We start from the raw sequence: 18,938 nt of genomic DNA on the forward strand, positions 1-18,938 counted from the left end.
TCCTGGGGTCAGCCGTCATCATGATCGGCGGGGCCCTGCCCCGCCGGGGAATCCTGGGTTACGGCCTCGCGCGCACGGGGCGCCGACGCCAGAGGATACTCTTCAAAAAAGGGTCGTCTACCGCTGTCGTACCGGGCAAACACCTCGCGGGCCCGGTCGATATCGGCATAGATCTGTGTCTTCAGCGCGGCAAAGTCGGCAAAGGTCTCCTCCCCCCGCAGCTTGGCACAGGGCACTACTGTCAGCCGTCGACCGTAGAGATCACGCTCAACGTCCAGCAGGTGTGCCTCGAGCACAGGGCGTACCGACCCCACCGTGGGGCGCCAGCCAATGTTCACCACGGCCGGATAGCGCGTGCCGCTATCGCCTTCCACCTCCACCATGGCCGCATAGACACCTCGCAGCACCAGCGGTCCTGGCAGCAACGGAAGGTTAGCCGTCGGGACACCGATGGTGCGGCCACGCTGCTGGTCAGGCACCACCCGCCCGCGAAAGCAGTAAGCCCGCCCAAGCAGTTGAGCCGCTGCCTTGAAATTGCCGCAGGCCAGCAGGGTTCGCACCCGCGTGCTCGACACCCTGTCATCATCGACACGGAAGGTCAGGGTATGTTCTACCGTGAACCCCTGACATTTCCCTGCTTCGGTCAACAGGGCGAAATCCCCACGGCGGTCGCAGCCAAAGCGGAAATCGTCTCCCACCACCAGATGCTGAACATCCAGGCCCTCGACCAGTACCCGGTCGATGAACTGCGCTGCCGTCAGCTGGCGCAGCGATTCGTTGAACGGCAGACACAGCACCCGATCAACGCCGCACTCGCCCAGCAACTTTACCTTGTCACGCAAGCGCGTCAGCCGCGGTGGCGCCTGGTCACCGGCAAAATACTCCCTGGGCTGGGGTTCGAACACCACCGCAGTGACCGCGAGGTCGCGCCTGGCCGCCTCAGCGTGACACTGGTCGAGAATGGCACGATGACCCAGGTGGACCCCATCGAAGTTGCCGATGGTGGCGACCGTGCCTCTGTGCCTCTCGCGCAGATTGTGCAAGCCTCGGATTACTTCCATGAGCCGGATCACACCGAACCTAAAGGGTGACGAGTATAACGAAGTGCAGGGGGCCACGTCTTCCCGCTGACCCATTGCACGTCCATGGGCTAGCCCTTGAACCGGAAGTGCCTGACGCGCACACCGGTGATCCCAAGCCAGGCAAAATAGGTCGCCCCGCCAGCGGCCACCAGCCCAAGCATCCACAGCGCCCGCGCGACAAGCGACCAGGTCAGCCACTGGTGCCAGTCAGGCGCCAGCAGTATCAGCACGCCCGCCATGGCGACGCAGCCGCCCCCCAGCTGCACCCCAAAACGCCCCCAGCCAGGCTGAAAGTTCAGCACTCCTTGACGACGCAGCAGCCACGCCAGCATGCCGGCGTTCAGGAAGGCCGACAGCGCGGTCGCCAAGGCCAGGCCAGCGTGGGCCAGAGGCCAGATCAGGATCAGGTTGAAGACCATGTTGGCCACCATGGCGACAATCCCTACCTTGACCGGCGTCTTGGTGTCATGGCGGGCAAAGAAGCCCGGCGCCAGCACCTTGATCAGCATGAACGCCACCAGCCCAAGGGCATAGGCACGCAGGCTCATCGCCGCCATCACGATGTCATTGTCGGTCATGGCGCCATAGTGGAAGAGCGTGATCAGCAGCGGCTCAGCCAACAGCGCTAGCGCCAGCGCCGCCGGCAGCCCGAGCAGCAGGACAGCACGCAGCGCCCAGTCCAGCATCTGACTGAAATGCTCGGTGGACGCTTCCGCATGACGGCGTGACAGGGCAGGCAAGATGACCGTCCCGATGGCGACGCCAAAGACGCCCAGCGGCAGCTCCACCAAGCGGTCCGAGTAGTACAGCCAGGATACACTGCCGGCCGCCAGCAACGACGCCAGGATGGTATCCAGCAGCAGGTTGATCTGGGATACCGATACGCCGAACAGCGCGGGCGCCATCAGCTTGAGGATGCGGCGCACGCCTTCATGGGCGAAGTTTGGCCAGGGCCGTGGCATAAGCCCCAGGCGGACCAGAAAAGGCACCTGGAACAATAGCTGCGCCGCACCCGCAATCAGCACGCCCCAGGCCAGCGCCATGGACGGCTCGCTCATCAAGGGAGTCAGCAGCAGGGCAGCTCCAATCAGTGACAGGTTGAGCAGTACCGGGGTGAAGGCGGGCACGGCAAACCGATTCCAGGTGTTGAGCACACTGCCCGCGAATGCGGTGAGCGAAATCAACAGCAGATAGGGAAAGGTCAGCCTGAGCATATCAGCCGTCAGCGCCAGCTTTTCGGGGTCGCGAGCAAAGCCGGGGGCAAACAGCCAGGTCAGCCAGGGCGCCGCCACGATCGCCAGCGCGGTGATCAGTGCCAGCACCGCAGCCAGGCTGCCACACACGGCGTTGAGCAGCTCACGCACCTCATCGCGGGTGCGGGTGGTCGAATACTCGGACAGCACAGGCACGAAGGCCTGATTGAAGGCGCCCTCGGCAAACAGCCGGCGCATGAAGTTGGGGATCTTGAACGCCACGAAGAAGGCGTCAGCACCTTGCCCAGCCCCCAGCAACGTGGCAATCACCACGTCGCGCACCAACCCCAGCACTCTCGACACCATGGTCATGCTGCTGACCACCAGGCCAGAGCGCATCAAGCCACGTCGCGCGGGGGGACGCGCAGCGCCATCCTCCGCCGCGCCAGCAGGCGTTCCATTGCCTTGTTCCAGAGAGCGGCTCAGATCGCTCGCCTCGTGCTCAGGGCGATCATTGCTCGCCTGTGGCTGTCGACGCTCGTCACTCACGTCATCTCACCCTTTATCGCAGGACCCTTTGTGTCGGGACCATCGTTGCAGGACCATCGTCATGGAAGCCACCCTGGCGGTGGTGGCCAGAGCCAATCAGCAGACACAAAAAAACCGGCCGAAGCCGGTTTTTCGTCAGCATGACTCGGGCTCGCCGCGTCACACCGAGAGCGCAGTACCGGCTTACGCAGCCAGTGCCTTAATGCGCTTGTTCAGACGGCTCTTGATACGAGCGGCCTTCTTCTTGGACAGCGTGTCCTTGTCGGCAATGCGGTCGATGACCGGCTGGGCTGCCTTGAAGGCGTCCATTGCCTGGGCGTGATCGCCAGAGTTGATTGCCTTGATCACGCGCTTGACGTAAGTGCGGACCATGCTGCGCTGGCCTGCCTTCAGGACACGACGAGTTTCTGCCTGACGGGCGCGCTTACGGGCTTGCTTGCTGTTAGCCACTGACTGTCTCCTTGGAGAAAGTTGTCGTCACCGTCATACGATGACTTGATAACATTTTGATCCAACAGGGGAAAATAAAAAATCCCCGTCGGCCTGGCCATCTGGCCGACCGCCATCGCAACCTATGTTGCAAGGCAATCGTTACGGGCCGTGTCTGAGAGGATGGCGCATCCTATCATGTCAAGCCCCGGGGTGCCAGCTTTTCGGCACGTGTTGCCAGACGCCCCTGACAAGGCGGGTACAGGATGTGGCCTTGTCAAAACACCACCAGGTTGTCGCGGTGAATCAACTCGGGCGCCTCCATGTAGCCCAGTAGCTCGCAGATGCGTCCGCTGGGCTGCCCAAGGATCTTGCTCGCGTCATCCACGTGGTAATTGATCAACCCCTTGGCAACACGCTCTCCCTGCTCATCTACACAAAGCACCATGTCACCGCGGGCAAACCTGCCTTGAACGCCTTTTACGCCCACAGGCAGCAACGACGACCCCTTGTCGCGCAGGACGCGCACTGCCCCGCTGTCCAGCGTCAAGGTGCCACGCACCTGCAGCTGACCGGCGAGCCAGCGCTTGCGAGCGGCCATGGGAGCACGATCGGGAGTCAGCAGAGTACCGAGACGCTCGCCATCCGCGAGACGCTCCAGCACCCGCGGCTGGCGACCGCTGGCGATGACCGTGACCGCGCCCGAGCGGGCAGCCAGCCTGGCGGCGCGCACCTTGGTCGTCATGCCCCCGCGCCCAAGCGCACCGCCGCCGCCGGCCACCGCTGAAAGCCGCGGATCATCGGCGCGGCCTTCCTGAATCAGGTTGGCATCCGGGTCATGGCGGGGGTCCGCATCGAATAGGCCTTCCTGGTCGGTCAGGATCACCAGCGCGTCCGCCTCCAGCAAGTTCGCCACCAACGCGCCCAGGGTGTCATTGTCACCGAAGCGAATTTCGTCGGTCACCACCGTGTCGTTCTCGTTGATCACGGGGACAACCTTGAGGTCGACCAACGTCCTGAGGGCGGATCGCGCATTCAGGTAGCGCTTGCGATTGGACAGGTCATCGTGGGTCAGCAGGATCTGCGCGGTAAGCAGCTCATGACGGCCAAAATGGCTTTCATAGGTTTCCGTCAGCACATTCTGCCCTACGGCCGCCGCCGCCTGGAGCTGATGAACTGACGACGGGCGAGATGCCCACCCCAGGCGCACCATGCCGGCGGCCACCGCCCCCGACGACACCAGGACCACTTCGACCCCGCGGGACGCCAGGGCGGCAATCTGGTCCACCCAGCCGCCAATGGCGTCGTCATCGAGGCCACGGCCATCGTTGGTCAACAGGGCGCTGCCGATCTTGACCACCACCCGCCGCGCGCTGCTCAGGGCGTCTCGCCCCGGAACCTGCTCTACGCTGTGCATCCTTTCCTCGACCTGTTCACGCTACCGACCGCGCCTGCTGCTGACAGCCCGGCAGCCCTATTGAACGTATTCGACCTCGACGTCGTGATCATCGTCGTCCAGATCATCATCGTCGTCGTCATCAACATGCTTGCGACGCCGCCCGAGACGAGCCTCGGTGCGCGCCACGGCTTCATCTTCCATCCGCTGGCGCATGTCCTGCTCGCGCTCCATGGCCTCTTCATCTTCGTTCTCGAGGGTGCGCTGTTCGGTCAACCAGCGATGAGCCGCCTGCACCAGCGCATCGGTGCCATCATTGGAGATGGCCGAGATACGGAAGACCGGCCCCTGCCAGTCAAGCCGACGCACGATCTCTGCCGCCACCGACTCGCGCTCGTCTTCCGGCAGCAGATCCAGCTTGTTGAGCACCAGCCAGCGCGGACGCTCCGCCAGCGTCGGTGAAAACTGCCCAAGCTCATGCATGATGGCGGCCGCAGCATCCACCGGATCAGACTCATCGAAGGGTGCCACATCCACCACATGGAAGAGCAGCCGGGTACGGGTCAGGTGCTTGAGAAAGCGCAGTCCCAGGCCGGCGCCGTCGGAGGCACCCTCAATCAGCCCGGGCACGTCCGCCATGACAAAGTGCTCGTGCATCCCCAGCTTGACCACGCCAAGGTTGGGCACAAGGGTGGTAAACGGGTAGTTGGCCACCTTGGGCTTGGCCGCTGAGACGGAACGAATCAGCGTCGACTTGCCGGCATTGGGCAGCCCCAACAGCCCGACATCGGCCATCACCTTCATTTCCAGGCGCAAGTTGCGGCGCTCACCCTCTGTACCAGGCGTGGTCCGACGCGGCGCGCGATTGGTAGACGACTTGAAGTGGATGTTACCAAGCCCGCGACGACCACCCTGGGCCACCTGCACGACCTGGCCGACCTCCGTCACGTCAGCGATCACCTCAAGGGTATCTTCATCAATGACGGTGGTTCCCACCGGGACCTTCACGTGGAGGTCCTCGCCAGCCTTGCCACTCATCTGACGGCCCTGCCCGGGCTGCCCGTTCTGCGCCTTGTAGAAGCGCTGGTACTTGAAGTCGATCAGCGTATTGAGGGCGTCGTCACCAATCAGGTAAACACACCCACCATGACCGCCATCTCCACCATCCGGGCCGCCCTTGGGCACGTACTTCTCACGACGGAAGCTGAGACAACCGTTACCCCCGTTGCCCGCCTCCACGATGATCGAGGCTTCATCGACGAACTGCATCTGTCACTCTCCTGGCGGAAGCTTTCCACCATGATACAAGAAGGCCCCGCGCTTGGCGGGGCCTTCCGGGGCCTGACAGCAGACGAACTTCACGGCCGCTGCCTACCCATGGCGCTCGGGGCGGTCTCAGGCAGAGACAACGCTCACGAACTTACGGTTCTTCGGACCCTTGGTCTCGAACTTGACCACACCTTCGTCCAGTGCGAAGAGAGTGTGATCCTTGCCGATGCCAACACCGGTGCCGGCGTGGAACTTGGTGCCACGCTGACGCACGATGATGTTGCCCGGGGTCACTGCCTGGCCACCGAACAGCTTGACGCCAAGGCGTTTGCTTTCACTGTCGCGACCGTTACGTGTGGAGCCGGCTGCCTTCTTATGAGCCATTGCAAAGTCCTCGCTCGTTGAGGGAATAGTCCGCTACGCATTCGCCGTGAGGCGAGGCGTTCTTAGGCAGAAATTCCGGTGATTTTAACTTCAGTGAACCACTGACGGTGGCCCTGACGCTTCATGTGATGCTTACGACGACGGAACTTGATGATGGTGACCTTTTCGCCACGGCCGTGGGAAACGATCTCAGCGCTCACCTTGGCGCCGGCTACCAGCGGGGCACCGACGGTGACGTCGTCGTCATTACCAACCAGCAGGACTTCGTCGAATTCGACGGTATCGCCAGTCGGAATTTCCAGCTTCTCGAGCTTGAGAGTCTGGCCTTCCTGAACGCGGTACTGCTTGCCACCGCTTTTGATCACTGCGTACATGCTGTTTCTCCAGATACTCATCGGGGTTGGCTCTTGATCGACCTGCTTCGAGTGGCGCCCCTTTTGGCAGCCATCTGACAGGGAGCATGGATGAGTGGGCCGCGAATTATAACGATGCCCGCGCGACAACACAACCCGACGACTGCCGTCAAGCCACATTGCCGGCAAAAACCTCTTCACGGGCCCTGCCAGGGTGCTTATCGTCTTGACGGCCCCATAGGGGGCCCATAGCATGACCGGCAACCTGGCCCCTGGCCTCCCATCTCTATAAGCCGAAGCCGCCTTCATGCCTGTCAACGCCACCACGCCTTCATCTGCAGCTCCTTCGCCGATTCATGCGGTGGTCGCCGACGACTTCGCCGCCGTCAACCAGACCATCCTGGACCAGCTTGCCTCCCGCATCCCGCTGGTCGAAACCATTGGGCAATACATCATCGAAAGCGGGGGCAAACGTCTGCGCCCGCTGCTGGTGCTGCTGGCGGCAAGGGCACTGAACTACCAGGGCGAGCGTCACATTACCCTGGCCACGCTGATCGAGTTCATGCATACCTCGACGCTGCTCCATGATGACGTCGTCGATGAGTCACACATGCGCCGCGGCAAGGCCACCGCCAACGACGCCTGGGGTAATGCGCCATCGGTGTTGGTGGGTGACTTCCTCTACTCGCGTTCGTTCCAGATGATGGTCGACGTCGGCTCGATGCGGATCATGGAAGTGCTGTCCGCCGCCACCTGCACCATCGCCGAGGGCGAGGTCCAGCAGCTCACCAACGTGGGCAATCCGGACACCGACGAAGCGGCCTACTTCGACACCATTCTTGGCAAGACAGCCATGCTGTTCGAGGCTGCCTCCCATAGCGGCGCCATTCTCGCCGGCGCCGATGAGCAGCAGGAACAGGCGCTGGCGAACTACGGGCGCTATCTCGGCCTGGCGTTCCAGCTTATTGACGACCTGCTCGACTACGAAGGCGACGCCAAGGCCATGGGCAAGAATGTCGGTGACGACCTGGCGGAAGGCAAGCCGACCCTGCCGCTGATTCAGGCCATGGCCGCCGGCACGCCGGAACAGACCCGCATCATACGTCGCGCCATCCGCAAGGGCGGACTCGATCACCTCGATGAGGTGCTGTCCATCGTTACCGCTACCGGGGCCCTGGATTACACTCGCCAGAAAGCGGAAGAGATGGTCTCGAAGGCGCTGACAGAACTCGACCAGCTGCCGCCCTCTCCCTACCGTGACAGCATGGCCGAGCTGGCCCGCCTGGCGGTAGAGCGCAAGACCTGACAATCACCAGGCCTGATAGGCAACAGGCAAAGTGCCCCCAAGTGCCGGGCAAGCTGGAAAAAAGTACCGAATCGGGCTCGCAAGAGTTGCATCAATCACAAGGATCCGTATACTACGCATCCGTTGAGGGGCACACCTCACGCGTCGGAGTATAGCTCAGCTTGGTAGAGCGCTGCCTTCGGGAGGCAGAGGTCGTAGGTTCGAATCCTGCTACTCCGACCAAAGAATTTCACAGAAAAAGGCTCCTGCGAACATTTCGCAGGAGCCTTTTTCGTTTCGGATACCCCATGTCGAGCTGGCGCATAAGCGGCCTCAATAGACCGCGGATCTTTTCGACCCCACCTGCACGTCGCTCCTGCCAACGCTACCGTCCAAAAGACCCCGCGGCGTCGCTCAGGTCGTCCTGCTTTGCACCGGACGCGACTGCGCCTCACATCCTCTGTTCTATCTAAACTCAACTCCCGAAGCTCAACCCGCTAACTCAACCCCTTAGGCTGAACTCCGCTTACCCACCCAGCTCAGCTCAGCTCAGCTCAGCTCAGCTCAGCAGTGATATGAGCATCAATGGCAGCGCTGGTACGTAGGCAATCACCAGCAGCGTCAGGACCATGGCCGTCACGAAAGGCACGATCCCCTTGATGACCGTACCCAAGGGCGCGTTACCAATCCGAGCTGCGACGAACAGGTTGATCCCCAGCGGCGGGGTAATAAAGCCAATCGCCAGACTGACCACCATCACGATGCCAAAGTGCACGGCATCAATCCCCATGGAGGTGGCCACCGGATACAGAATCGGTGACAGCACCAGAATGGCGGGGGTGGTATCCATCACGCAGCCAACCACCAGCAAAAGCACCAGAATCACCAGCAACATCACCGCCGGACTCGACGAGAACTGCAGCATGAAGTCGGCGATGGCCACCGGGATCTGCTCGATCGTGAGAATACGGGCAAAGGTGGAGGCACAGCCAAGGATCACCATGACCGTGCCAGTGATAGCACAAGAGCCCGCGATCACCTTGAAGATGTCTCTGGGCGAGAGCTCCCGGTGCATAAAGACACCGCAGACAAATGCATAGACGGCAGCGACAGCCGCCGCCTCGGTCGGCGTGAAGATCCCCGCATAGATGCCACCAAGAATGATCACGGGATTGAGCAGCGCCCACTTGGCTTCCCATACCAGGCACAGCGTCCTGCGCCCTTCAAAGGGCTCCTCAGTGCCTTTCCAACCCATTTTTCTGGAGTAGAAGTAGGCGTAAAGGATCAGCACCATACCGATCAACAATCCGGGCAATACGCCACCCAGAAACATGTTGGAGATGGAGGTGCCGGTAGAGACACCGTAGAGCACCATCGGAATGGATGGAGGAATGATGACGCCGATGCTCCCCGCCGCCGCCACCAGTGCCAGCACGAAGGACCTGGAATAGCCCGCCTCAAGCATGGTCGGTATGACCATGGAGCCGACGGCCGCAACGGTCGCCGGACCAGACCCCGATACCGCAGCAAAGAACATGCACACCACCACCGTGACGATGGCCAGCCCTCCCGTCACACGGCCGAAGAAGGCAGACGCCACCGCCAGAATACGCCGGGAAACCCCACCGGCCCCCATCAGGTCGCCCGCCAGGATAAACAGCGGAATCGCCATGATCGGAAAGCTGTCGGTGGCGGATACCAAAGTCTGCGCCACATACAGATCGGACAGCGTGCCAAAGGTGAGAATTGTCACCACACAGGAGAGGCCGATGGCGATGCCCACTGGCACATTGAGGATCAACAGCGCGACCAGGCTCAGAAACAACACGGCTGCAGTCATCTCACACCTCCGATTCGTGAGCAGCGTCGGGATGCTTGATCCGCCAGCAGATGCTCTGCACCTGTCGCGCCGTGGTCAGCGCAAAGCCCACACAGGGGGCTGCATAAACGATCCACATGGGCACGCCGATAGCCGGAGAGGTTTGGCCGAGCATCATCTGGCGCTCGATGACCGTCCAACTGGTCCAGACAACGTACAGAGCAAAGACCAGAAACAGCACATCCCCAAGAATCACGACCCAAGGGCGCGCCGGTCGCGGGAATAGCTTGAGCGCCGCATCGATCTTGATATGGCGCATTTCTCGCGCGCCGTAGCTGATACCCAGATAGATCAACCAGATAAAGAAGTAGCGGGCGAGCTCCTCCGACCAGGAAAGGGACCCCCCCATGACATAACGCATAAACACCTGAACCGCGAGCAGCAACGTCATCGCAGACATCAGTACCACGCAGATCGAAATCTCCGCGTACTGGTCGAACCATTTGAGCACTTTCATCCGCACCCTCCTGCGGCAATCGGGAGCAAACAGCGAAACTTTAGGCAAAAAGAAGGGGCGCCGATGAACCGGCGCCCCAGGAAGCTACTGGGACAAAAGCTGATCGAGGTACTCGGGATGCTCCATCTTGTCTTTTACCAGTGCGTAGATATCGGCCTCCACCGCGGCGTCACGCCACATCGCCTTCTGCTCTGGCGACAGCTCGGTCACGGTCACGCCCTGCTCACTGAACTTCGCCAGAATCTCGCCCTCCAGTTCCTCGGAGCGCTGACGCTGATAGGTGGTCATCTCATCGATGGCGGCCTCCAGCACGTCACGCTGGTCCTGGCTCAGAGCGTTATAGGCACTAAGGTTCATGAACACGAGATACGGGGTGTAGACATGCTGCGTCAGCGACACATGGTCTTGTACTTCCTGCAAACGGTTACCATCGATGATTCCCAGCGGGTTTTCCTGAGCGTCGACCGTGCCCTGCTGTAACGCGGTAAACAGTTCCGTGAACGCCATCGGTGTCGGGTTGGCACCATAGGCGCGCCATGCGGCCAGATGGACCTCATTCTCCATGGTGCGTACCTTCATGCCTTCCACATCGGCGGGTACCGCCACCACCTTTCCACTGTCGGTGAAGTTGCGAAACCCGTTTTCCCAGAACGCCAGCCCCTTCAGGCCCTTGCTCTCAAGAGAGGCCAACAGCTGATCCCCCACCTCTCCGTCGAGCTCGACATAGGCCCCCTCCTTGGATAGGAACAGGAAGGGCGCATCAAAGAGATAAAGGTCGGGAAACAGAGTGGCCATGGGACTGGTCGACGACAAACCAATATCGATGTCACCAAAGATGGTGCTCTCCACCACCACCCGGTCATCCCCCAGCTGGTTGTCAGGAAAGATCGTGATCTCTAGATCACCGCCGCTTCGCTCTTCTACCAGGCGCTTCAACTCATAGCTGGCGTCCTTGGCCGACACTGAAGTGACCGTTGACATACGTAACGTCTCGGCCTGGGAGGTGGCTGGCGTCATGGCCAACAGCGAACCGAGCATCGCGACCGACATCACCCACTGGAGCTTGCAAGCCTTAGGCATCGCTACATCCTTCTTTCGCGTTAGAGTACGAGCCCGTCAGGCCCGGGAGTGCCGCCAGGCGGCTTGTTACGACTCAGCGTGATGACACCCGCTACGACGTCAGACGGTTGACGGGCCATAGCACCGGCTCGCCTCGAGCAAACCGCACGGCCTCTTCAGCCACCTTGCGCTTTAGCTCAGCGGCCGCGTCTTCCGAGTACCAGGCCATATGGGGGGTAATCAGACAGTGTGGACTCGACCACAACCGACTCGATGGCTGCAGGGGTTCATGCTCTGTGGTGTCGATACCCGCTCCCGCCACCTGCCCCGATGCCAGCGCATCGGCAAGGGCGTCTTCATCAATGATCCCGCCACGGGAGGTGTTGATGAGATAGACCCCTTCCTTCATTGAAGAAAGGGCGCTGGCATTGATCAGGTGATGAGTATCTGCCGTCAATGGGCAGAAAACGGCGATAACATCGGCGTCACTGTAAAGCTCTAGCAGCTCGGCACGCTGGATCATCTCCGTCCCATCTTCTGCACATGGATGGTAGTAGGCGTCATAGCCCAGCACATGGCATCCAAGTGCCTGCATCTTGCGCGCATACAGTCGCCCGATCCGTCCAAGACCGGTCACACCGATGGTCAGCAAGGACAGTCGTCTCAACGGTACAGCTTCGACATAATCCCAGCGCCCCTGGTGGCAAGCATGGTGCATTGGCACCAGCTTTCTCAGCAGAGCGAGCGTCAGCGCCAAGGCATGATCGGACACCTCATGCATGCCATAGTCGGGCACATGACAGACTTGCACTCCGGCCTGCGTGGCAGCTGCTATATCGATATTGTTGACGCCCACCCCATAACGGACGACCTGCTTCAGGCGTGGCAATGCCTCGAACACTCGACGCGTAAAAGGGGCGTACTGGTTCAGTACGATATCGACATCATTAAGCTGCTCAATAACCTCCATCTCGCTACGGCAGCGCAACATCGTCGCCGAGAGGCCAGCCGAGGAAAGGATATCGCTCTCGATCAGATAATCGGCATGATCAAGATCCGAGAAGGCGATCTTCATGCCCCTTGTTCTAGCGTCCAAGGTAGCCACCATCGACCGGCAATATGGCACCATTGACATAGTCGGAAGCGGTGGATGCCAGAAACAGGAGAGGCCCCTTCATGTCATCGCCAACGCCCCATCTTCCCGCGGGAATACGCTCCGTGATCCCGGTATTGCGAGCATGATCCGCCAGCAGGGCCGCATTCATCTCGGTCGCCATGTAACCTGGTGCAATGGCGTTGACGTTGACGCCTCGCCCAGCCCACTCGTTGGCCAGTGCCTTGGTTAACTGCATGACACCGCCCTTGCTGGCCGCATATGCAGGGACGGTATAGCCGCCGAAAAATGACAGCAGTGAGGCAATGTTGATGATTTTTCCACGCCGCTGATCAAGCATATGCCGCCCCGCAAGCTGACATAGCTCGAACACCGCCGTGAGGTTGACATCAATCACCTCTTCAAAGGCTTCCAAGGGAAATTCTTCAGCGGGATAACGGCTCTGAATGCCCGCGGCATTCACCAGGATATCGAGCCGCCCGTCCAATGCATCCATGGCTGCGGCGAAGCCCTGGCGACGCTCATCGGTGCTCCTCAGGTCGGCAACGACACCGTGACAGGTGCTTGCCCCCCTCGCCAGATCTCGCGCCGATGACAGCACGCTGTCATGACTGCCGATAATCACCACCTCGGCGCCTGCATCGAGCAGGGCATCTGCCATGCTGTAGCCAAGCCCTCGCGAGCCCCCGGTTACCAAAGCTCTATGACCTGCAAGATCAAATAGCGTCATGATTGACAGTCCACCAGCAGTTTGACGGTATGGATGGCGGGATCAGCGATAATGTCGAAGATGCTCGCCGAGCCTGATAGAGGAACGACCTGGGTGATCACCGGCGCCAGGGTGTCGGCCAACGACTCAGCCAGCTCCACGGCACTGGCGAATTCCGCCAGGGTGTAGACTCGAGAGCCGACCAATGTCAGCTCCTTGAAGTTGACGTCGATCAGCGATACTGGTGGCGGCGTTTTATGGGTAGCGGTGAGACAGAGCGTTCCTCCGACCCGTGCCAGAGCGGTCATCTCCAGGGCAGAACTGGCCACCCCGGAGCATTCAAAGACCACGTCCACGCCATCTCCGCCGCTGACCTGCAGGACACGCTGCTGCAGACTCTCGATGCTGGCATCGACCGCGTCGAAGCCCATGCGTCGACACAGCTCGAGGCGAGACGAGTCAATGTCCGAGACAAGGATGCGCGACGCGCCAGCGTGACGCAGCACCACAGCAGTCAGCAACCCGATAGGTCCAGCCCCCATCACCACCGCTGTCTGCCCCAGAGTGAAGCGTGCTTGGTGAAGGGTGCGCACGACCACCGCCAATGGCTCGACCAGCGCCGCAATTTGATCCGGGAGCGCCTCGGGCACCCTGAACAGCACCTCATCATCGAGCCACAGATGATCAGTAAGCCCTCCATCACGATCGATGCCGATCAGCCTGAGATTGGCGCAGACATGTGGCGTGCCATGACGACAGGGATGACAGTCACCACACGACAGCAAGGGGTAGGCCACAACACGATCGCCGGGAACAAAGCGCGAGTGTTCAGGACCTTCTTCGACCCGGCCTACGAATTCATGCCCCAGTATCAACGGCGCCTTGGCGCGTGGGTGCTTGCCAGAATAGATCCCGATGTCGGTGCCACAGATACCACATAGCAGCACTCGCACCTTTACCTTGGTGTCGCAGGGAACAGGCAGGGCGACCTGTTGAACTTCCACCTTCTCGGGCCCGGTATAGACCAATGCTTCCATCACCCTCTCCTGTTCACTGTTCCTGTCGCACCTTTGTCCTGAGCCGATAGGGAGATGCTCAGAAAGCCAAGTCCACAAGACCCAGCCCGGCAGACCAGGCCTTACGGGTCACGCTCGACAGGACAACGATCGAGCAATGGCATCTGCTGTCCTTTTCACCTGACCGCCTAGTGCACGCATTCGTTGCTCGGGCATGAAGCTGATGACGCTGGTCACGCTCACCGCGGCGATGGACAGGCCGGCATGGTTCATCACTGCCGCCGACACGCAGCGGATGCCGTACTCGTTCTCCTCCCAGTCGTAGCTCCAGCCCCGTTCATCGCTCTCGATCAGGTCTCGGTGGAGTTCGGCAAAGGTCTTTACCGGAGGAGCATCGTCTGCCGGAGAATGATGGCGCTGCAGTGAGGCGTGATAGGAGGGCCAGGAAGCAGGGTCGCGCGACGCCAGCATGGCCTTGCCCATTGCCGTGGCAAGGGCGGGCATGCGACCTCCGCTGCGCGAGCGCATTTCAAGGCTACGCTTGCCTGCCAGCTTGCACAGATAGAGCACGTCACTACCGTCAAGAACACCGAAGTGAACGGTGTCACGGGTATCATTGGCCAAGGCCTCCAGGAAGGGCCTGGCGATATCCACCAGTGGCTGCTGCTCCGCTGCCCGCTCTCCCAGCTCGATCAGCCTCGCTCCCAGGAAGTACCCCCTGTAAGGCACCTTGTGCAAATAGCCTTCCCTGACCAGACTGGCCAAGGTCCGGGCGATCGTGCTGCGTGGAAGCTGCATCGTCTGCGCCAGCGCCTTGGGGGTCGATATGCCACGCGCGACGTACTGGAGGACCTCAAGCCCTCGACTAAGTGTCTGAGTCCCAGACCGCACGACCGGCCTGTCTCGCTGGTAGGTCAACTCGTCCATGGCACCTCCCTGAATTCACTCCATTCAAGGCAAGCTGCCATGCTTGGTCAAATAGTCACCACGGAGACCACATAGTGGGACAAATAGGGGGTTGAATGCGGAAAATGAGCAGAAAAAAACGCCAACGTCGAAAAAACCATCGACTCCGAAGACGACGAGCGTCACCGCTGCGTGCGAGATCACCTTGGACTCGTGCAGGCGATCGACCCGCATGGAGACAAAAGTCGATATCAGCAGGTTCACTGACGCTCATTTAAGCCAAATTATTTAGCCCTGCCGACCTGTCTGGCATGGTGCAGATCATGCCGCCAGCGCCTCCGGCTCCGCTGGCCCCACGCCGATCAAGCCACCTCAACTACCCAGCCCCCCAAGCAAGGCCTGGGGGGCTAGAAGTGGCTACGATAGGGTGCCAGCCGCAGGGCCCTGCACCACGATATCGCGGTCCGCTATCTCAGGCCGGCATGTCGTTCGCCTTGGCATCGCGAGACCACACACGGTGGCCACGCATCGCTTCACGAAAATCGGCAAAGCACTGGTCGACACGATCCGCCGAGAACACGCCCTCTTCCGGCACCTCGATACCGGCACCCTGCAGCACCTTGGTACCGTCACCGAGAGCGGCGATAGGCTTGAGGTGCTTGTAGGCCTCCTGCACGTAGTAGAGGCCCAGGCCAGAGCCTGCCAGCGTCTTGGCGCTATCTTCACCCGGTGCCACCACGACAGCGTCCAGGGTCACCGAGGGCAGCCCATTGAGCATGGCATCCGGGGTCAGGGTGCCTCCTTGCAGGGTCTTTACCGAAGCCATCGACGGCGCGATGACCAACCCTTGAGCGCCTTCAGCCTCCAGGCGCTGCTGCAGGACTTCTACCTGCTCGCCATCGACACCATCGGCGACCAGAATCGCCACCTTGCGATAGCGGATGTCGGGCTGTTCACGATGCAGCAGGCTCAGCGAAGGCGAACTATCCAACGATATCGTGCCAAGCTCTTCCTTGGCGGCGGGGGGATGATCCGGCGGTGTCACACCGTGCGCCTCGCCGACCCGACGAGCCAGCGTCATATCGATGTTGGGAAGAATCTCCCGAATCACCCGTTCCCGGATCCACGGCCGCTCCACCTTGGAAAGCTCAAAGGCGTAGGCCGCAATAATGTGCTCTTGCTCAACCGGCGTCTGGCTATGCCAGAACAGGCGAGCCTGGGAGTAGTGATCGCCGAAGGACTCGCTGCGTCCCCTGATCTTGTGGGCGTCGATGCGCTCGTGATAGCTCTCGTACCCGCCGTGTTCATCTGCAGGAGGCGTTTCACGGGGCCAACCATCGTCGATCGAGTTGGGCTCGTAGGACACCTGCCCCTTGTTGATGGTCTGACGGTGCGGCGCGTCACGCTGATGATTATGGAAGGGGCACACCGGCTGGTTGATTGGAATCTCGTGGAAGTTGGGGCCGCCCAGGCGCAGCATCTGGGTATCCAGGTAGGAGAACAGACGTCCCTGCAGCAGCGGGTCGTTGCTGAAGTCGATCCCTGGCACCACGTTGCCGGGGTTGAACGCCACCTGTTCGGTCTCGGCAAAATAGTTGTCTGGATTGCGATCCAGCACCATCTTGCCAATGGGAGTCACCGGCACCACTTCCTCGGGAATCAGTTTGGTCGGATCAAGAATGTCGAAGTCGAAGGCATGCTCATCCTCTTCCTCGACGACCTGTATGCCCAGCTCCCACTCCAGCACATCGCCGTTCTCGATGTCGCCCCACATCTCGCGGCGATTGAAATCCGGGTCACGCCCCCAGAGCTTCTGCGCCTCGTCCCAGATCAACGAATGGGTGCCGGCCAGCGGCTTCCAGTGGAACTTGACGAAGCGGGCCTTGCCACTGCGATCAATGAGTCGGAACGTATGAACGCCAAAGCCTTCCATATACCGATAGTGTCGAGGAAACGCCCGGTCTGACATGGTCCACAGCACCATGTGAGCGCTTTCAGGCATCAGCGAGACAAAGTCCCAGAAAGTGTCATGGGCGGACTGGCCCTGGGGAATCTCGTTATGAGGCTCAGGCTTCACCGCATGCACCAGATCGGGGAACTTCATCGCGTCCTGAATAAAGAACACCGGCATGTTGTTGCCCACCAGATCCCAGTTGCCCTCGTCGGTGTAGAACTTGGTGGCAAAACCGCGCACATCACGCACGGTGTCGTTGGAGCCCCGCGCCCCCTGCACGGTAGAAAAGCGCACGAAGACCGGGGTCTTCTTACCGGGATCCTTGAATAGTCCCGCCTTGGAATAGCGGGCTGCCGCCTCATAGGGCTGAAAGTAGCCGTGTGCCGCGGCGCCGCGAGCGTGGACGATACGCTCGGGAATGCGCTCGTGATCGAAGTGGTTCATCTTCTCGCGAAAGATGAAGTCCTCCATCAGGGTCGGGCCACGTTCGCCGGCCTTCAGCGAATTGTGGTTGTCCGCGATCCTTGTGCCCTGGTTGGTCCGTAGATCGTGGCCAGTGGCATCACTGCGGTAGGTCTCAAGGTTCTCTGACTTGCTGTTGGCAGTGGTACCACGATCGGTGTCGTGAGCCTGATCGCGATTCGAGGTGGTATGAGGGTTCTTCGCCATGACAAACACTCCATTGTTTGCTCGGGAAATATGCCGGCCGTCGCCGCTCATGCGACAACGTCTCGGCCACTTGGCTGGGGTTCTCCCACCCAACAGCCAGGTCCGTTCCCTTATAGGCAAGCAGCGCGCATCGCTCAACAGATGGAAAAGCAACCTGCCGATCCGAGAGAACACTCAGGGCAATAAATCCATAAAATTCATGAAGATAAAACCAATACAAAACATTAACATAAATTAGACAATTACAAACCAACACCTGCATTACGTTGCCTTACATCAGCTACGGGGACGGCTATCACACTTCAAATAAGACATTACTGATATTCTGTTGCCGGCAAGTACCTCGCTACCGCCAGAAGCCAACTCCATAACGTAAGATAAGCAGGGACGACAGCATGAACAGAATCCTACTGATCGCTACCGCGATGGCCGTTTTACTCTTGCAGGGGTGCGCAACAAGCCGCAGCACCGTGAATATTCCCGCGCCAGACCCTGCCACAGTCACCGCCACCCACGCGATGTCCGGTCCAAGCCTGTATATCCGCAACGTCACCGACCAGCGTCACTTCGAGGAAGCTCCGCGCAGCGCAGACATTCCCTCTCTAGGCTTCGAGGGCGCCACGGCAGCGACAGCAGAACGCAAGGCACGAGCCATTGGACGCAAGCGAAATGGCTTCGGAAAGGCCCTCGGCGACGTCCAGTTACCAGAAGGCACATCCGTCACCGACTTGATTCGCGCCTACGCCAGTGAGGGCTTCGAGGATGCCGGCTGGCGCGTTGTCGCCCAGCCTGCCGATGATGTCACGACGGTAGATATTGCGGTGACCCGCTTCTGGTCCTGGTTCCAACCGGGCTTCTGGGCCATTGCGCTGAATACCGATATCGAAACGGAGTTTGCCTTTTCCGATAAGCATGAGATGTCGCCCATCCATGTGCATGTAAAAGACCACATGCAGGTGGCGGTCGATAGCGACTGGGTCGCCAACAATCAGCTGACTCTGGAACGCTATCGCGAGGCTGTCGCTCAGCAGGCGGTCCCCTGAGACACACCCAAGCCCCCTGTCGAGCCTATTGGCGCCGGCCCGAGCCGCGCGGACGTTACTCTCTGTCTGTCTCTTCCGCCGAGCCCGGGCCATCCATTTAGGACATATAACATTTGCTGATTATCGACATTCGAGTGGCGGTAATATTCTAAATAGACGCGCTTATTCGTCTATTTTCGACGAAATACTTGA

General features: G+C 60.4%; 18 protein-coding genes and 1 tRNA gene. 3 read left to right on the forward strand and 16 right to left on the reverse strand.

Annotation, left to right across the window (positions count from 1 at the left end; translation table 11 throughout):
* Positions 1 to 8 precede the first annotated feature (8 nt).
* From ribF to rplU, 7 genes are all read right to left on the reverse strand, one after another.
* A complete protein-coding gene (ribF, locus tag KUV45_RS03400) occupies positions 9 to 1,061 on the reverse strand; it encodes a bifunctional riboflavin kinase/FAD synthetase (protein ID WP_222164067.1) in 1,053 nt (350 codons plus the stop codon).
* 89 nt (positions 1,062 to 1,150) lie between these two features.
* A complete protein-coding gene (gene murJ, locus KUV45_RS03405) occupies positions 1,151 to 2,674 on the reverse strand; it encodes a murein biosynthesis integral membrane protein MurJ (RefSeq protein ID WP_222164157.1) in 1,524 nt (507 codons plus the stop codon).
* Positions 2,675 to 3,007: 333 nt separating this feature from the next.
* Positions 3,008 to 3,274, reverse strand: a complete 267-nt coding sequence (rpsT, locus tag KUV45_RS03410) for a 30S ribosomal protein S20 (RefSeq protein WP_206944002.1) — start codon at positions 3,272 to 3,274, stop codon at positions 3,008 to 3,010.
* Between the two features lie 256 nt (positions 3,275 to 3,530).
* Positions 3,531 to 4,670, reverse strand: coding sequence for a glutamate 5-kinase (gene proB / locus KUV45_RS03415; protein WP_206944003.1), 1,140 nt, complete (start codon positions 4,668 to 4,670; stop codon positions 3,531 to 3,533).
* A 57-nt stretch (positions 4,671 to 4,727) separates the two neighbouring features.
* Positions 4,728 to 5,918 carry an Obg family GTPase CgtA gene (gene cgtA / locus KUV45_RS03420; protein ID WP_206944004.1) on the reverse strand — a complete coding sequence of 397 codons (1,191 nt, stop codon included), beginning with the start codon at positions 5,916 to 5,918 and terminating at the stop codon, positions 4,728 to 4,730.
* 126 nt (positions 5,919 to 6,044) lie between these two features.
* Positions 6,045 to 6,302: a 50S ribosomal protein L27 gene (gene rpmA, locus KUV45_RS03425; protein ID WP_097790539.1), complete on the reverse strand. Its 258-nt coding sequence runs from the start codon at positions 6,300 to 6,302 to the stop codon at positions 6,045 to 6,047.
* A gap of 62 nt (positions 6,303 to 6,364) precedes the next feature.
* Positions 6,365 to 6,676 carry a 50S ribosomal protein L21 gene (gene rplU / locus KUV45_RS03430; RefSeq protein ID WP_206944005.1) on the reverse strand — a complete coding sequence of 104 codons (312 nt, stop codon included), beginning with the start codon at positions 6,674 to 6,676 and terminating at the stop codon, positions 6,365 to 6,367.
* Positions 6,677 to 6,962: 286 nt separating this feature from the next.
* On the opposite strand from rplU, the gene ispB reads away from it, so the two are divergent.
* Together ispB and KUV45_RS03440 are read left to right on the forward strand one after the other, a co-directional pair.
* Positions 6,963 to 7,961 carry an octaprenyl diphosphate synthase gene (gene ispB / locus KUV45_RS03435; RefSeq protein WP_206944006.1) on the forward strand — a complete coding sequence of 333 codons (999 nt, stop codon included), beginning with the start codon at positions 6,963 to 6,965 and terminating at the stop codon, positions 7,959 to 7,961.
* Between the two features lie 145 nt (positions 7,962 to 8,106).
* Positions 8,107 to 8,183 (forward strand) — tRNA-Pro (locus KUV45_RS03440).
* A 316-nt stretch (positions 8,184 to 8,499) separates the two neighbouring features.
* Here KUV45_RS03440 and KUV45_RS03445 read toward each other — a convergent pair.
* The 9 genes from KUV45_RS03445 to katE all read right to left on the reverse strand — a co-directional run bounded on the left by KUV45_RS03445 (position 8,500) and on the right by katE (position 17,703).
* Positions 8,500 to 9,780: a TRAP transporter large permease gene (locus KUV45_RS03445; RefSeq protein WP_222164068.1), complete on the reverse strand. Its 1,281-nt coding sequence runs from the start codon at positions 9,778 to 9,780 to the stop codon at positions 8,500 to 8,502.
* Between the two features lies 1 nt (position 9,781).
* The gene (locus KUV45_RS03450; protein WP_222164069.1) at positions 9,782 to 10,276 is read right to left on the reverse strand and encodes a TRAP transporter small permease; all 495 of its coding nucleotides are present in this window, start codon (positions 10,274 to 10,276) and stop codon (positions 9,782 to 9,784) included.
* A gap of 84 nt (positions 10,277 to 10,360) precedes the next feature.
* On the reverse strand, positions 10,361 to 11,356 hold the full coding sequence (locus tag KUV45_RS03455) for a DctP family TRAP transporter solute-binding subunit (RefSeq protein ID WP_222164070.1): 996 nt from the start codon (positions 11,354 to 11,356) through the stop codon (positions 10,361 to 10,363).
* A 91-nt stretch (positions 11,357 to 11,447) separates the two neighbouring features.
* Positions 11,448 to 12,410: a C-terminal binding protein gene (locus KUV45_RS03460; protein WP_222164071.1), complete on the reverse strand. Its 963-nt coding sequence runs from the start codon at positions 12,408 to 12,410 to the stop codon at positions 11,448 to 11,450.
* A gap of 10 nt (positions 12,411 to 12,420) precedes the next feature.
* The gene (locus tag KUV45_RS03465) at positions 12,421 to 13,179 is read right to left on the reverse strand and encodes an SDR family NAD(P)-dependent oxidoreductase (RefSeq protein ID WP_222164072.1); all 759 of its coding nucleotides are present in this window, start codon (positions 13,177 to 13,179) and stop codon (positions 12,421 to 12,423) included.
* Positions 13,176 to 14,195: a zinc-binding dehydrogenase gene (locus tag KUV45_RS03470; RefSeq protein ID WP_222164073.1), complete on the reverse strand. Its 1,020-nt coding sequence runs from the start codon at positions 14,193 to 14,195 to the stop codon at positions 13,176 to 13,178. The genes KUV45_RS03465 and KUV45_RS03470 overlap by 4 nt, the downstream gene beginning before the upstream one ends.
* 108 nt (positions 14,196 to 14,303) lie before the next feature.
* Positions 14,304 to 15,101: an IclR family transcriptional regulator gene (locus KUV45_RS03475; protein WP_222164074.1), complete on the reverse strand. Its 798-nt coding sequence runs from the start codon at positions 15,099 to 15,101 to the stop codon at positions 14,304 to 14,306.
* 24 nt (positions 15,102 to 15,125) lie between these two features.
* A complete protein-coding gene (locus KUV45_RS03480) occupies positions 15,126 to 15,344 on the reverse strand; it encodes a hypothetical protein (RefSeq protein ID WP_222164075.1) in 219 nt (72 codons plus the stop codon).
* Positions 15,345 to 15,552: 208 nt separating this feature from the next.
* Positions 15,553 to 17,703: a catalase HPII gene (gene katE, locus KUV45_RS03485; RefSeq protein WP_222164076.1), complete on the reverse strand. Its 2,151-nt coding sequence runs from the start codon at positions 17,701 to 17,703 to the stop codon at positions 15,553 to 15,555.
* 395 nt (positions 17,704 to 18,098) lie between these two features.
* Between katE and KUV45_RS03490 the strand changes: the two genes are divergently transcribed.
* The gene (locus KUV45_RS03490) at positions 18,099 to 18,746 is read left to right on the forward strand and encodes a hypothetical protein (RefSeq protein WP_222164077.1); all 648 of its coding nucleotides are present in this window, start codon (positions 18,099 to 18,101) and stop codon (positions 18,744 to 18,746) included.
* Positions 18,747 to 18,938: the final 192 nt, after the last annotated feature.

The organism is Halomonas sp. DP3Y7-2 (assembly GCF_019800795.1).
GTDB lineage: Bacteria > Pseudomonadota > Gammaproteobacteria > Pseudomonadales > Halomonadaceae > Halomonas > Halomonas litopenaei_A.

Bases quoted from the DNA above. Each gene is read 5' to 3' on its own strand.
- KUV45_RS03460 (WP_222164071.1), bottom strand. From the start codon at position 12,410: ATGAAGATCGCCTTCTCGGATCTTGATCATGCCGATTATCTGATCGAG.
- KUV45_RS03450 (WP_222164069.1), bottom strand. From the start codon at position 10,276: ATGAAAGTGCTCAAATGGTTCGACCAGTACGCGGAGATTTCGATCTGC.
- ribF (WP_222164067.1), bottom strand. From the start codon at position 1,061: ATGGAAGTAATCCGAGGCTTGCACAATCTGCGCGAGAGGCACAGAGGC.
- KUV45_RS03465 (WP_222164072.1), bottom strand. From the start codon at position 13,179: ATGACGCTATTTGATCTTGCAGGTCATAGAGCTTTGGTAACCGGGGGC.
- KUV45_RS03455 (WP_222164070.1), bottom strand. From the start codon at position 11,356: ATGCCTAAGGCTTGCAAGCTCCAGTGGGTGATGTCGGTCGCGATGCTC.
- proB (WP_206944003.1), bottom strand. From the start codon at position 4,670: ATGCACAGCGTAGAGCAGGTTCCGGGGCGAGACGCCCTGAGCAGCGCG.
- rplU (WP_206944005.1), bottom strand. From the start codon at position 6,676: ATGTACGCAGTGATCAAAAGCGGTGGCAAGCAGTACCGCGTTCAGGAA.
- katE (WP_222164076.1), bottom strand. From the start codon at position 17,703: ATGGCGAAGAACCCTCATACCACCTCGAATCGCGATCAGGCTCACGAC.
- ispB (WP_206944006.1), top strand. From the start codon at position 6,963: ATGCCTGTCAACGCCACCACGCCTTCATCTGCAGCTCCTTCGCCGATT.
- KUV45_RS03475 (WP_222164074.1), bottom strand. From the start codon at position 15,101: ATGGACGAGTTGACCTACCAGCGAGACAGGCCGGTCGTGCGGTCTGGG.
- KUV45_RS03490 (WP_222164077.1), top strand. From the start codon at position 18,099: ATGAACAGAATCCTACTGATCGCTACCGCGATGGCCGTTTTACTCTTG.
- cgtA (WP_206944004.1), bottom strand. From the start codon at position 5,918: ATGCAGTTCGTCGATGAAGCCTCGATCATCGTGGAGGCGGGCAACGGG.
- rpmA (WP_097790539.1), bottom strand. From the start codon at position 6,302: ATGGCTCATAAGAAGGCAGCCGGCTCCACACGTAACGGTCGCGACAGT.
- KUV45_RS03470 (WP_222164073.1), bottom strand. From the start codon at position 14,195: ATGGAAGCATTGGTCTATACCGGGCCCGAGAAGGTGGAAGTTCAACAG.
- murJ (WP_222164157.1), bottom strand. From the start codon at position 2,674: ATGCGCTCTGGCCTGGTGGTCAGCAGCATGACCATGGTGTCGAGAGTG.
- KUV45_RS03445 (WP_222164068.1), bottom strand. From the start codon at position 9,780: ATGACTGCAGCCGTGTTGTTTCTGAGCCTGGTCGCGCTGTTGATCCTC.